This window comes from Planococcus sp. RAB007_Raresut (assembly GCF_057369535.1).
On the sequence record NZ_JBXYIF010000006.1, the window covers coordinates 1 to 13676 of the forward strand.

The 13676-nt window shown below is 44.3% G+C and carries 9 protein-coding genes and 2 riboswitches; all 9 genes read right to left on the minus strand.

Annotated features, from left to right (window positions below):
* Positions 1 to 609: 609 nt before the first annotated feature.
* Positions 610 to 1947: an NCS2 family permease gene (locus tag AC2Q9J_RS12775; protein WP_499040479.1), complete on the minus strand. Its 1338-nt coding sequence runs from the start codon at positions 1945 to 1947 to the stop codon at positions 610 to 612.
* A 138-nt stretch (positions 1948 to 2085) separates the two neighbouring features.
* Positions 2086 to 2187: riboswitch (purine riboswitch) on the minus strand.
* Positions 2188 to 2273: 86 nt separating this feature from the next.
* Complete coding sequence (guaA, locus tag AC2Q9J_RS12780; protein WP_499041059.1) at positions 2274 to 3812, minus strand: glutamine-hydrolyzing GMP synthase; 1539 nt, start codon at positions 3810 to 3812, stop codon at positions 2274 to 2276.
* Between the two features lie 128 nt (positions 3813 to 3940).
* A riboswitch (purine riboswitch) is annotated at positions 3941 to 4042 on the minus strand.
* Between the two features lie 31 nt (positions 4043 to 4073).
* A complete protein-coding gene (locus AC2Q9J_RS12785; protein ID WP_499040481.1) occupies positions 4074 to 6260 on the minus strand; it encodes a transglutaminase TgpA family protein in 2187 nt (728 codons plus the stop codon).
* Entirely contained in the window at positions 6257 to 7471 is a 1215-nt protein-coding gene (locus tag AC2Q9J_RS12790; RefSeq protein ID WP_499040483.1) for a DUF58 domain-containing protein, read from the minus strand. The genes AC2Q9J_RS12785 and AC2Q9J_RS12790 overlap by 4 nt, the downstream gene beginning before the upstream one ends.
* Entirely contained in the window at positions 7468 to 8418 is a 951-nt protein-coding gene (locus AC2Q9J_RS12795; protein WP_499040485.1) for an AAA family ATPase, read from the minus strand. Before AC2Q9J_RS12795 ends, AC2Q9J_RS12790 begins: the two co-directional genes overlap by 4 nt.
* Positions 8419 to 8580: 162 nt before the next feature.
* Positions 8581 to 9408: an NAD(+) synthase gene (gene nadE, locus AC2Q9J_RS12800; protein ID WP_499040487.1), complete on the minus strand. Its 828-nt coding sequence runs from the start codon at positions 9406 to 9408 to the stop codon at positions 8581 to 8583.
* 11 nt (positions 9409 to 9419) lie between these two features.
* Positions 9420 to 10889 carry a nicotinate phosphoribosyltransferase gene (locus AC2Q9J_RS12805; RefSeq protein WP_499040489.1) on the minus strand — a complete coding sequence of 490 codons (1470 nt, stop codon included), beginning with the start codon at positions 10887 to 10889 and terminating at the stop codon, positions 9420 to 9422.
* A gap of 449 nt (positions 10890 to 11338) precedes the next feature.
* Positions 11339 to 12016 carry a GNAT family N-acetyltransferase gene (locus AC2Q9J_RS12810; RefSeq protein WP_499040491.1) on the minus strand — a complete coding sequence of 226 codons (678 nt, stop codon included), beginning with the start codon at positions 12014 to 12016 and terminating at the stop codon, positions 11339 to 11341.
* Positions 12017 to 12055: 39 nt separating this feature from the next.
* Positions 12056 to 13672 (minus strand): glycoside hydrolase family 13 protein, encoded by a 1617-nt coding sequence (locus AC2Q9J_RS12815; RefSeq protein ID WP_499040494.1) that lies wholly within the window; start codon positions 13670 to 13672, stop codon positions 12056 to 12058.
* Between the last annotated feature and the right edge of the window lie 4 nt (positions 13673 to 13676).

The window sequence follows — 13676 nt, forward strand, 5'->3', positions numbered from 1 at the left end:
TGCTCAAATACTTGCTGGCGCATCGCCTGTCCGAAGACAGCGCGATTCGCTTTGATCTGCACAAGTGCTGATCAGTAAGTTTGCTCCGACCGCTTGCGCGGCCATCGCATAATTGTTTGTCGCGCTAAGCGCTCCAAACATTTCTGTTGACGTTTTGCTGTTCAGTTTTCAAGGTTCAAGTTTGAAATTTAACGCCGCGCTCATTGGCGACTTTATTAATATACCAGCTGACAATTAACATGTCAACAAAAAAATTAAAGTTTCTTTAGAGTGTCACTGCATTAATTATAACAGAATTTTCTCACAATGAAATTACAATAAAGTTACAACTTTGAAAGGAATAATTTCCTTTACATGCAAAGCAATGTCGAAGTTTTAAATTCTTGCAATTCAGCGCCTTCCTTCTCCCTATAATCCACTCAAGGTTACTAACAGCATAATACAAGTAAGCAGTTAGCCTATTCTTATTTCCCGCTCCATGTTTAATGGATTTAAGAAAAACCACCAATTATTTTTTGCCCTGCTTTTAAAATTAAGAAACTCGCCTTTCTTCTATATAAATATCACCAAAGAAAAAGTCCGCCAAATTTTTGGCGGACTTAACTTAATTTAAGCAAGGAAAATGAAATACAGAATAAATATTACAAACAGCCCGTACATGATCGGGTGAACCTGCTTTCCTTTTCCTGCGGCAATCATTGTAATTGGATAGAAGATAAATCCGATTGCAATTCCCGTCGCGATGCTATAGCCCAATGGCATAGCAATCATTGTCAGGAATGCAGGAACAGCAATTTCAAAACGGCTCCAGTCAATCAATCCCAGAGAAGACACCATCAGTACACCTACTATTATCAACGCCGGTGCAGTGACCGCACTCGTGATAACTTCAAGCAGCGGATAAAAAAGAATCGCTACAAGGAACAGAACACCGGTGACTACGGAAGCAAATCCTGAGCGCGCTCCAGCTGCAACTCCAGAAGTAGATTCAATATATGAAGTAGTGGTCGACGTCCCGAAGATTGCTCCCCCTACAGTCGCGATTGAATCAGCGAGAAGAGCTTTGCCTGCTCTAGGCAATTTATTGTCTTTCATCAAGCCGGCCTGGTTTGCAACAGCTACTAAAGTTCCGGCAGTATCAAAGAAATCGACAAACAGGAAAGTTAAAACCACGACTAGAAATTCTATAGTCATCAGAGATCCGAAATCATTGAAGATTGGTTCAAGTGCCACACCGAATGTTTTGTCCATACTTGGAACATTTAAATCAATAACAGCACTCGGTAAATTAACAACGCCAAAAATCATTCCTACAACAGCGGCAATAAGAATCCCAAAGAAGATACCGCCTTTAAATCCACGAACCATGAAGATGACAGTTACAAATAAACCGAAAATAGCAAGTAAGGTGGAAGGATTCGTCAAATCACCGATCCCTACCATTGTGTCCGGATTGCCAACAATAATCTCAGCATTTTGAAGACCAATGAAAGTGATGTAAAGGCCGATCCCAGCACCCACTGCATATTTCAATTCTGCTGGAATTGCGTTAATAATCGTTTCACGAACGCCAGTTAACGTTAAGAGGATAAAAATTACCCCCGAAAATAGCACTCCTGTTAAGGCAGTCTGCCAAGGAATCCCATACGTCAAGATGACAGTATAGGCGAAGAATGCATTCAATCCCATTCCCGGCGCTAGAGCTATGGGGTATTTCGCAAGAACTCCCATTAATATTGAGCCAAGTGCAGCAGCCAAAGCCGTAGCCATAAAGACAGCCCCGTAATCCATACGCATCGAATCCGGCAGGTCAGGCACTGAAGCCAAAGTCAGTGTCAACGGATTGACTACCAGGATATAAGCCATTGCCAAGAAGGTTGTTAAACCGCCAATAAATTCCCTGCGGTAATTTGTGCCAAGCTCTTCAAACTGAAAATATTTCTTCATTTTTTCATTTTCCTCCGCGTGCTGCCGCAAAATGCAGTTAAAACAAAAGGACGCACACAGCAAAATGCCGTATGCGCCCTTCGATTTTAAATTCCTGAAATAATTATTTCAGAAAAAGTCCGACTCCCTTTAAAAAGATGGGAACGTAACTTAAATCGTAGTCGAGTCATTTACGGTAACTCGGTAGAAACTTTCGGGCCATATCCCCGACATTATACGACAGCGTTATTTAATTTCTATTGTAGAATAACACATCTTTTAGAAGCTAACAAGACAAATCACGAACATTAAATAAAAAATATAACATTTAGTTCGGGATTAAGCTTTTATTCCCATTCAATAGTTGCTGGCGGCTTGCTCGTGATGTCATAAAGCACACGATTGATATGATCCACTTCGTTGACCAACCTTACGCTGATCTTCTCAAGGACGTCCCAAGGAATACGGGCCCAGTCCGAAGTCATACCGTCTATCGAAGTAACCGCGCGAATTCCGATTGCGTAATCGTAAGTGCGCGCATCGCCCATGACACCGACGCTGCGGATATCAGGAAGCACCGTGAAGTATTGCCAGATGTCACGGTCCAGACCCGCTTTGCTGATTTCGTCACGCAGAATCCAATCAGATTCGCGGACGATTTCAAGTTTTTCTTCAGTGACCGCTCCCATAATCCGGATGCCTAGTCCCGGACCCGGGAATGGCTGGCGCCAGACGATTTCATCAGGCATACCAAGTTCTGTGCCAAGAACGCGCACTTCATCTTTAAACAAAGTATTCAGCGGTTCAATCAATTTGAATTGCATGTCGTCTGGAAGCCCGCCGACATTGTGATGTGATTTGATCGTCTGGGCAGTCGTCGTGCCGCTCTCGATAATATCCGTATATAAAGTTCCTTGTGCCAGGAAATCCATACCTTCGAGTTTGGAAGCTTCATCATCAAAAACATAGATGAATTCATTTCCGATGATTTTACGTTTTTGTTCAGGGTCAGTCACGCCTGCAAGTTTGTTCATGAAACGGTCGCGCGCGTCGATTTTGATAACGTTCATATTAAAACCGTCAGCAAAAGTTTTCATGACGCTTTCCGCTTCGCCTTTGCGAAGCAGGCCGTGGTCGACGAACATGCAAGTCAGCTGATCTCCGATTGCCCGGTGTATCAATACTGCAACAACCGAAGAATCCACTCCGCCGCTTAATGCGCAGAGAACTTTTTTGTCTCCGACTTCTTCGCGGATTTTTTCGATTTCGAGTTCGATGTAGTTTTCCATCGACCAGTCCGCCTTCATGCCGCAGATTTCGAATACAAATTGACGAAGCAATTCATTGCCATAGATTGAATGGCGAACTTCCGGGTGGAATTGGACACCGTAGAAACCTCTGGATTCATCAGCCATCGATGCAATCGGACAGCCTGCACTTGTACCGATAACATCGAAACCAGGAGGCGCTTCTGTTACCAGGTCCCCGTGGCTCATCCATACGATCTGTTCTTCAGGCATTCCGGAGAACAATGTGCTTTCCTTCACCAATTTCAATTCCGCTTTGCCGTATTCACGGTTCTGCGCTTTTTTGACGTCGCCTTTCAAGTGCAAAGCCATCAATTGCATGCCGTAACAAATTCCTAAAATCGGAAGACCCATTTCAAAAATCGCATCGTCGATGGAAAAAGCATTCTTATCATAGACCGAATTCGGACCACCGGAAAAAATGATGCCGGTAGCGTTCATTTCTTTAATTTCTTCAGCGGTAACCGTGTGTGGATGGAGTTCACTATAGACGCCAAGTTCACGGATGCGGCGAGTGATCAACTGGTTATACTGACTGCCGAAATCTAATACGACGATTTTACTTTGTTCTTTTAACATTGGACTGACTGGCAAAACCTTCACCTCTTCTGATCGATTTCAGGCGGCACAAATAATAAAAGAACGCGAAAAAGCTCCTCGCGTTCTTTTGCTCTACATCAAAAAGGCGAAGCCCCATGCAAAAATACGCATGCGGCATCCGCCTTCATAGTCAAGTCATTTCCGGAGACTTGGTAGAGACATCCGATCCATATCACCGGACATATATGAGGGCACCTGTACTTATAATTTTCTCAATTGTACAAGTTAGCCCCGGCAAAATCAACTGCTTGTGCGATTGATTAAGTTTTCCCAACTTTCCTTCAATTCGCGCCATTCAACAGTTTCTGGACGGCCGCCATAGATGGATTGCTCATAGGAAGCTGTCAAACGTGTCATTTCCTTGGTTCCGAAGAAAGAGTCGATATATCTGGCATAAGACATCAATGTCTGGCCATCTTCCCTTTTGATGCCGTAGAGATCCAATTGCTTCAGCAAACGGAGATAAGCCTTTTCAAAGGTTTGTTTACCGTTTCTTCTGCGGTAATAAGGCACCAGAATTTTGGGCAGCCATCTTTGCCGCTTCAAAAACAACACGATTGCCAAAAAGATAAATGCTGCCATACCCAAGAAAATTGAAACTTTGTTTTCTGCTGCGAAATCACCTATCCGATCCCATAGACCCGGACCATCTGATCCCGAAGCGGCAGCTGCAGCTTCATCTTCTTCTTCAAGCTCCGGCTGTTGCGGGCGTTCAAGCAATTCCTGTTCTTCAGGGTCTGAAGTTTCGATGTCCAAGTCAAAATCTATCTGTGAAGATCCAGTGAAACCGATCGTCGGTTCAAACAACATCCATCCCACACCAGGCATATAAGCTTCCACCCAGGAATGCGCATTATTGTTAGTGACTTCGTATATTTCAGTTTCACTATCGCTGTCCACTTGCACTCCTTCGTTAAACCCTTTCACCCAACGGGCAGGAATGTCCAAACTGCGCAGCAACACTACCATGGATGTGGAAAAATTGTCACAATAGCCGCGTTTGGTTTCGAATAAAAATTGATCGACATAATCCTGGTCTTCTTCCGGCACTGGTATATTCGTCAGGCTATATTCAAAATCATTTCTTTCAAAATAATCTTCAACTGCGCGTGTTTTATCGTAGACAGTTTCAGAATTCATCGTGATCTCCACTGCCAAATCTCTGACACGCTGCGGCAATTCATCCGGCAACTGTTTGTAACGGTCAAATTCAGGCGGCAACTCAGCCAATTTATCAACCGTCGTCTCCCGAAGCCCTGTCAAACTGTATGTCGGTTCATTGAATTGAAGTTCTACAGCATTCGGCTCATATGGGGCTCCACTTAATAATGGCTCTATTTTCTGGTCGACTGAAGAGTAACTGTAGCGGAATTCGCCTTCCATCTGAATGGATTCAATACCATATGGGTATAGGACAAACGGAAAATCCTGTTCCATTTCAAGTATTGCATTCTGTGATTCGTCTTCAGATCCCGGCTCAAACTCTGTTTCGATAAGATCACCGTTACTGTAAAGAACCGGTTCGCTGGCGGGTTCACTCAATTCCCACCCTTTGGTTGTATAAGTGTCTTTCGTTTCGACTTTCCAGTACTGTCCATCTTCCACTTCAGCGCGGAACGCAGGTGTGTCATCTCCAAGAAATGACCCACCCAGTTCGGAATCATCTACTCCATATCCAATTCGCCCTACTGCAGCAGGCCCCGGTCCGCCTTCTCCGGAAAAAGAAGTGATATAAGGAACCGGATCTGGCCATAGCGGCCCTGCTTTCGGCAAATAGAGTGCAAGCGCTGTAGAAACGGCAACCATGACAAACAACGGGATAATGAAACCTGCTAAACGCTCGATCGTTTCATTGATCCGGTGCCCTTCCATCCATCTTGCCAAATGAAGCAGCCCTGCAAGCATCAAGCCGACGACCATAATACGGATAATCGCGGTATCACCATTATAAGGACTGAATGTATCGAGCACCGCAATAAAGATTACCGTCAAAATATAAAACAGGAAGATGCTCAAACGGAAACTGACCCAATAATGGATCAGGTATACGGCCATCCATAATAAGCTGAAGAATAGTACCGTCCTGAAGATATCTGTAGTTTGTGCCCAGTCCTGCGCAAACAATGCTGCTATATTTATTTGCAAATCAGAAAGGATAAACCCAAGGGCTTCAAATGAGAAAATAGTGGCTTCGGTATACACATAGATGAGAAACCACATGATGTATAGTATTTTCACGCCTGCGGCTATGGACCAATGCACCTGCAAAAATGCCATAAGCAAGCTGACAGCGATAAAAATCAGAAACAGCGGTTTATGGCCTGTATCGGTCAAGGTGATGACCGGAGTAAGCCATTCCGCCAACAAGAGGAAAACCAAAATATACAGAATCGCCATGAATACCTTATTTTTTCGAATGGAATTCATTTGCGGCCCACCTCCGTAAAGACCGAAGCGAAATTCTCCGGTGCTACAAGTTTTACGATAAACCCTTTTGAAATTGCGAATTGATGAGCGGCTTCATCCGCTTTGCTAAATTTCTCACTTGTATTGGCCAGCACAAGACACATGCATGTATTTAAATTTTTGACATTTCTACGAATTGCTTCAACCATTTCCACAGTCAATTTCGTTGTAACGTATATTATCGTGGTCGCCCGTATTTGCTGAAGATCTCTGCTTACGACTTCTTCAGCGGGGCGATCAAGATCCGGCAGCACTTTCGTCAAGTGATACATCACACGCTGCAAATGGCTCTCCGAATGGATTACTGGAAACGAATCAAGGCTGCTGCCGATTGATAAATAGGCAACGCTGGAATTAGCTCTGATGATTGACTGCAATAATGAAGCTGTGAGTTCAACCTGCAATTCAAATTTATCGGAAGGCTTCCGGTCGTCCAGCAAAAATAAATCTTCGGCTTGCCTGTCTTCGAATTCCTTGGTGCGCAAGGTTTGTGTCCGCGCAAATGACTTCCAGTGGATCCATGAAACCCGATCACCGGGCTGATAATCGCGGATTCCTGTAGCCATGGTCGTATCCTTCACCAAAGTATGGGGAGCAGCCATCGCTCCTTGATCGTAACTGGATTCAAGTGCACGGTACGGAATATCATGCGTTTTTGGATACACAAGAATCGTTTGTTTCAATGGAAACATTTTTGTTTTTTTGGTCCAGCCAAAAAAATCAGCAACTTCCAGTTCAATTCCTTCCAGCACGTGCTCGCCTCTCGGCATATCATCAATTTCATAGCGCCACGTATGGGATTTGCGGAAGCCGGGCAAAAACATTGTCCGGTTATCGCCAGGGTTCCGTTTTCTCAATGCGATGGAATTCGTTTTTTCGGTCAGAACTGTATATAGAAGAGGAAATGACAATTTTCGCTTGAAATGGACTGTTGCGGAATACTTTTGGCCTCTTCTGATTTGCGTTGTATGAATTTGGCGGGATATTTCAATATCCTGAAGCGGGTAAAAAACCAGCATCAGCGAATAAAGCACAAACGGCAAAGCCATATAAAAGATGAACCAGCTGACGAAACCGCCCTGGAACATCGCAAATGAAAATGTAAGCAACAGTATGAATATCACAAAAATTATTCTTCCCCATAATGCCAGGGCTTTTTTTATTTGTTTCATTGGCCGACTAGCCTTTGGACAGGCACTTTTGTTTTGGTCAAGATGCGCTCAGTGATTTCTTCAGCTGAAATTCCGTCATAACGGGCTTCGGAGCGTAACATGATGCGGTGGCCAAAGACGAATTTCGCTAAATACTGGACATCATCCGGCGTCACAAAATCGCGCCCACGCAATAAAGCATATGCCTGCGCCGACTTCATCAACGCAATGGAACCGCGGGGACTCACCCCCAAATAAACATATGGATCACTTCGTGTTTGGCGCGCAAGGTCGACGATATAGCTGCGAATTGTCTCATCCACTTTTACATTCTTGGCTTCGCGCTGTAATTCAAGCAATTCTTCAAGAGTAATGACTGATTGCAATTCCTCAATCGGAACGGAAAGCTGTGAACGGTTCAAGACTTCCATCTCTTCTTTTGAAGTAGGATAGCCCATTTTAATTTTCAGGAGAAAACGATCCAATTGCGCTTCCGGCAGTGGATAAGTTCCTTCATATTCAATCGGATTCTGTGTGGCCATAACAAAAAATGGTTTGGGAATCTGCATAGTGACACCATCGATGGTAACGGAAGCTTCTTCCATTGCTTCTAGCAAAGAAGATTGTGTTTTCGGGGAAGTACGGTTAATTTCATCGGCTAAAATGATATTGCCCATAATTGGACCCGGGCGGAAATTGAACTCCATATCTTTCGGATTATAGATTGAAACGCCGACTACATCTGAAGGCAATAAATCCGGAGTGAACTGTATACGTTTAAAATCCGCGCCGACTGATTTCGCCAACGCCCTTACCAGCATGGTTTTACCGACACCCGGCACATCTTCCAGTAAAACATGGCCGTGGGACAGCATTGCCACCATACTCAATTCGGCGATATCACGCTTGCCGATTATAACTTTCTCGATATTATCAATAACTTTGTTTAATTGATCTTTTGGATTCATCATCTTTTCCCCCAATGGGTGACAAAAAATATTTTGAATTGTCACATTCTTACTCATTAGCATAACGAATTATGAGTAATAACTCAACTATGCAGTAACCCGGGACAGGTATTTTCTCATAAAGAAAAGCCCTTCGCTTGAAGGACTTTTCATCTTTAATATTTATTTCCAGAAATCGTCGAAGACCGTAATAGGAAGCTTGCGTTTATGCTGCGTCTTCAAATAATAGCCTTCCAGTTTTTCACGTGCTTCATCCGGTATCTTCTTGCCTTCCAGATAGTCGTCGATCATGTCATAGGTGATGCCGAGTGCCACTTCATCCGGAATTGCCGGCTTGTCTTCTTCCAAATCAGCAGTCGGAATTTTGTTATATAGATGTTCCGGGCTTCCCAATTCCTTCAGCAATTGCTTGCCTTGTCTTTTATTGAAACGGAAAAGAGGAGTGAGATCCGCTGCGCCGTCACCGTGTTTGGTATAGAAACCGGTGATCGCCTCCGCTGCATGATCCGTTCCGAGAACGACAGCATTGTGCATCGCCGCTACAGAATACTGGGCTTTCATGCGCTCTCTCGCTTTTTCATTGCCTTTGATGAAATCCGTCAATTCAATACCCGCTTCTTCCAAAGCGCGGTCACTTGCGTCGACAGCTTCTTTGATATTGATGGTATAGGTTTTTGTCGGATTGATGAATTTCAATGCATCCTGCGCATCGTGTTCATCGAATTGTTCTCCGTATGGCAGGCGGACTGCGTAGAAGCCGTATTTATCGCTTCCGGTTTCCTCATTCAACTGATCGACGGCCATTTGCGCCATTTTTCCAACCAGTGTCGAATCCTGACCGCCTGAAATACCGAGTACGTATCCTTCAAGGAAAGGGTGTTTCTTCAAATATTCTTTCAGGAATGAAATAGTTCGGTCTATTTCTTTTTGCGGATTGATTTCTGGCTGAACTTTCATTTCTTCAATGATTTGCTGCTGCAGTTCTGTCATGTAAAATCCTCCTATCGTTTTGAGAAGCTTTGAATTGAATCACGTACTTCCTGGATATTGCGCATTTTATTGTCCCAGCATTTCTGGCTGAGATCGACTGGATATTCTTCAGGATTCAGCGAGCGTTTGTATTCGTCCCAAAGCAGGTCTAGGTTCTTTTTGGAATAATCCTGGATTTCCTGGATTGAAGGGTAAACATAAGTGATTTCGCCATCTTTCACAACCTGGGTATGGATATTCACCGCATCAAAATTGGTGACGAATTTTGAAACGAAGGTATGAACCGGATGGAACATTTTTAAACGCTCTTCGGATTCCGGATTCTCGTCGACCATCGTGATATAATCCCCTTCTGATTTCCCATTTTCCCTGTCTATGATTCGATAAACTTTTTTCAGTCCGGGTGTAGTGACTTTTTCCGCATTTCCGGAAATCTTGATGGTGTCTTCCATTTGTCCTTCTTCATTTTCAATTGCCACGATTTTATAAACTGCTCCAAGGGCAGGCTGGTCATAGGCGGTAATCAGTTTTGTGCCGATTCCCCACGAGTCGACTTGCGCCCCTTGCGCTTTCAGGTTCAGGATGGTGTATTCGTCCAAATCATTCGATACGACGATTTCGGCATCCGTGAAACCTGCTTCATCCAGCATTTTTCTGGCTTCTTTAGAGAGGAATGCGATATCTCCGCTGTCCAGACGAATGCCCTGGAAGTCGATTTGATCTCCAAGTTCTTTGGCAACCTGGATAGCGATTGGCAGACCTGATTTTAAAGTGTCATATGTATCCACTAGGAAGACGCACTTTCTATGGCGCTTCGCATAAGCATGGAAAGCTTCGTATTCATCTTTATAAGCCTGTACCATCGAGTGGGCATGGGTGCCTGCAACCGGTATGCCGAAGAGTTTACCTGCACGGACGTTGCTTGTCGCTTCCAAACCGCCGATGAAAGCAGCGCGAGAACCCCAAATTGCCGCATCCATTTCCTGAGCGCGCCGTGTGCCGAATTCCATGACACGGTCTTCTTTGACAATCTGTTTGATGCGGCTGGCTTTAGTGGCGATCAATGTCTGGTAATTGACGATGTTGAGTAAAGCCGTTTCAATCAATTGCGCTTCCGCCAATGTGCTTTCGATGCGGATCAATGGTTCGTTCTGGAAAACCAATTCACCTTCCACGACGGAATGCACATCTCCAGTAAATTTGATGGTTTTTAGATATGCCAGAAAATCTTCTTTGTAGCCGACTTCCTTTAGATAAGCAAGATCCGACTCCGAGAATTTAAAGTTTCTGAGGTACTCCAGCACCCGCTCCAAGCCGGCAAAAATGGCATAGCCGTTGCCGAACGGCAATTTCCGGAAAAATAGCTCAAATACCGCTTTCCGTTCATGCATGCCATCCGCCCAATAGGCTTCCACCATATTGATTTGGTATAAATCGGTGTGCAGAGCCAGACTGTCATCCGCATAGTTCGTATTTTGCATATGATCTCCTTCTTCCGCTTTTCATAAGTTCAATTAATTATACCCTATTAGACCCATTTCAAAAACGAAAGCCAATTACCTTCCAGATTAAACGATTCTGATTTGACAAAAATATGCTAAGTGTGCAATAATATTTAAGTTAACACAGAGGTAACTGGTATATTTGATAATCTGGCATTCTACATTAATGTTTTTGAGAATACTTATTCACACTGGCGCGATTTGAGGATCGCAAGGACGTAAAAGAAGGTAGGGTTTACGTTGCTTAAGTTAGAAAGCACCCAGTGGAACACTGACCGCGGCACTGAAAGCAAATACTTTCAACGGAAATGATTCCCCTTTTTGAAGGGTTGAAAAATTGAATCAAGCTATATAAATGTTACCTTAAAACAAACAAAGGGGCGCCTCGATAAGATATCGGGAGCGTCCCTTTTCCAATTTTCCGGCCTTTATTTCCCATCATGCGGAACAAAAGGATTTTTCCATTCCATCAATAAAGCGTAATTCCCCGAATCTTCATCATCCAGATAATCCTTCACCAATCCAACCGGCGTTCGGCCGCTGCGCATCAGAAAAGTGATGACCGGATCTTTGAGTTCGCCTGCCAAAACTTTCTCGGCATATTGTTCAGCAGTCATGTCGTTTGAAACGCGTTTATATCCTGGCATACGGCCGCCGCCAATCACCCGCTCCAGTCGGTCTTCAATTACGCGTTCATAAGCCGCTTGGAGCAAGAGCTTGCCGAGTTCCATTTTCCGGTACGATGGCCTGATACCGATATCCACTATATAAAAGCTCTTTCCTTCTGGTTCATGTGTTCTGATATATCCGCTATCCGTCACTTGTTCCCAGTTGTGCGAAGACGAATCTTCATCAAGATCCATTAACATCCCAGTCAATGAACCCGCCAGTTCCCCGTCGATTTCGATGCACAGCGCACCTTCCGGATAATGTGCCAGATGGCTGGACAATTGTTCCGGGTTCCATAGCAGATCATCCGGAAACGGCGGTGGAAAGCATTCTCTTTGAATGTTGATCAATGCGCCGAAATCTTCTTCACGGTAATTCCGGATAATCGCTTTTGAAATTTGTTCGCCTTTAAATACATATTGTTCCTTATAATACAATCGCTTCTCTCCTCCATTTTCCAGCTTTTCATCCCGCTTTTATTCCAATAAATAAACACGGGCTTCATAGGGCTGCAGTCTTCCGTCAATAAACGACTGGTAGTTGGCCAGCAGAAGCTGTCCCTTTTCCTTCAGCGACCAGTAGCAGCCGTCGCTGTCCAGATGGGATACCACAAGAATCCGTGTATTTTCATATTCACGGATATATGCGTATACGTCGGGACAATCGGTTTCAGCAAGTTTTGTGCTGCCATATAAAAGGCATTCCCGGCTCTTGCGCAAAACAATCATTTTCTTATAAAAAGACAGAATCGATAGGTCATCCGCTTTCTGGGCTTCAACATTCAGCCATTTGTAATTTGGATTCAGATCAATCCAAGGTTCGCCTTCGGTAAAACCAGCATTCATCCCGTTATGCCATTGCATCGGAGTACGGGCATGGTCACGGCTGATTTTTTTGATTGTTGCCATCAACTCATCATGCGGGATCCCTTGATTGCGTTTGTACCGGTAGAAGTTTTTCGTTTCAACATCCCGGTAACTTTCAATATCGTCAAACGGCACATTTGTCATACCGATTTCCTGTCCTTGATAGATGAATGGCGTTCCCTGCATAAAGAAATACATGCAGGCAAGGGCGGCAGCACTTTCTCTCCAATAGTTTTGATCATTGCCCCAAGTCGAGACAGTCCTTGGGCGGTCATGATTTTCAAGATACAAAGAATTCCATGCAATCCCCTGTGCGCTTTGCTGCCACCTGTCCAAAATTTTTTTCAGCGTCATTACATTATGGTCTGGATCAAGATCCGGATCCCAATTTTCGTGTGCCTCCAGACTGAAAATCATATTGAATTTCCCGTCATCTTCACTGATCCATTCCGCTAATTCATGGGCTCTGACACTATTCGCTTCCCCCACTGTAACAACATCATATTTCGCAAACGTCTCATCGCGTAATTCCTTAAGAAAATCCTGTATGCCCTCAACATTCGTCATTTTCCTCCATGCCGGCACATAATTTTTGCCTTCGGGATTTGGCATATCCGTTAAATCTTTTTTGAGGTGATTTATGGCATCCACTCGGAAACCATCTACGCCTTTCTCAATCCACCAAAGGATCATATCGTACAGCTCCCGCCGAACTTCCGGGTTCTCCCAATTCAGATCCACCTGATTTTTGGTGTAGAGATGTAGGTAATACTGATTGGTTTTAGGATCGAATGTCCAGGCCGGCCCCCCGAATATACTTTCCCAATTGGTCGGCTTGTCCCGCCAAATATACCAGTCTCGTTTTGGGTTATCCTTGGACGATTTAGATTCGTGAAACCAGGGATGCTGATCACTCGTATGGTTCAAGACAAGGTCTAAAATCAGCTTCATCCCCCGTGAGTGAATTTCTTCCAGCATGCGATCAAAGTCTTCCATTGTGCCCATCTCATCCATGATATCCCGGTAATCGCTGACATCATACCCGTTGTCGACATTCGGAGACTTATACATCGGGCAAAGCCAAAGAATATCCACTCCCAAGCTTTGCAGGTAATCAAGCTTTTCAGTGACGCCATTCAAATCGCCAACACCATCTCCGCTTGTATCCCTGAAGCTCCTTGTATAAATCTGATAGACCACCGCTTCTTTCCACCAAGTCTTTTTCACACTT

Coding starts and splice junctions, on each gene's coding strand:
- nadE (WP_499040487.1), bottom strand. CDS start 9,408: ATGACAGAACTGCAGCAGCAAATCATTGAAGAAATGAAAGTTCAGCCA.
- AC2Q9J_RS12795 (WP_499040485.1), bottom strand. CDS start 8,418: ATGAATCCAAAAGATCAATTAAACAAAGTTATTGATAATATCGAGAAA.
- guaA (WP_499041059.1), bottom strand. CDS start 3,812: ATGTTAAAAGAACAAAGTAAAATCGTCGTATTAGATTTCGGCAGTCAG.
- AC2Q9J_RS12790 (WP_499040483.1), bottom strand. CDS start 7,471: ATGAAACAAATAAAAAAAGCCCTGGCATTATGGGGAAGAATAATTTTT.
- AC2Q9J_RS12785 (WP_499040481.1), bottom strand. CDS start 6,260: ATGAATTCCATTCGAAAAAATAAGGTATTCATGGCGATTCTGTATATT.
- AC2Q9J_RS12805 (WP_499040489.1), bottom strand. CDS start 10,889: ATGCAAAATACGAACTATGCGGATGACAGTCTGGCTCTGCACACCGAT.
- AC2Q9J_RS12775 (WP_499040479.1), bottom strand. CDS start 1,947: ATGAAGAAATATTTTCAGTTTGAAGAGCTTGGCACAAATTACCGCAGG.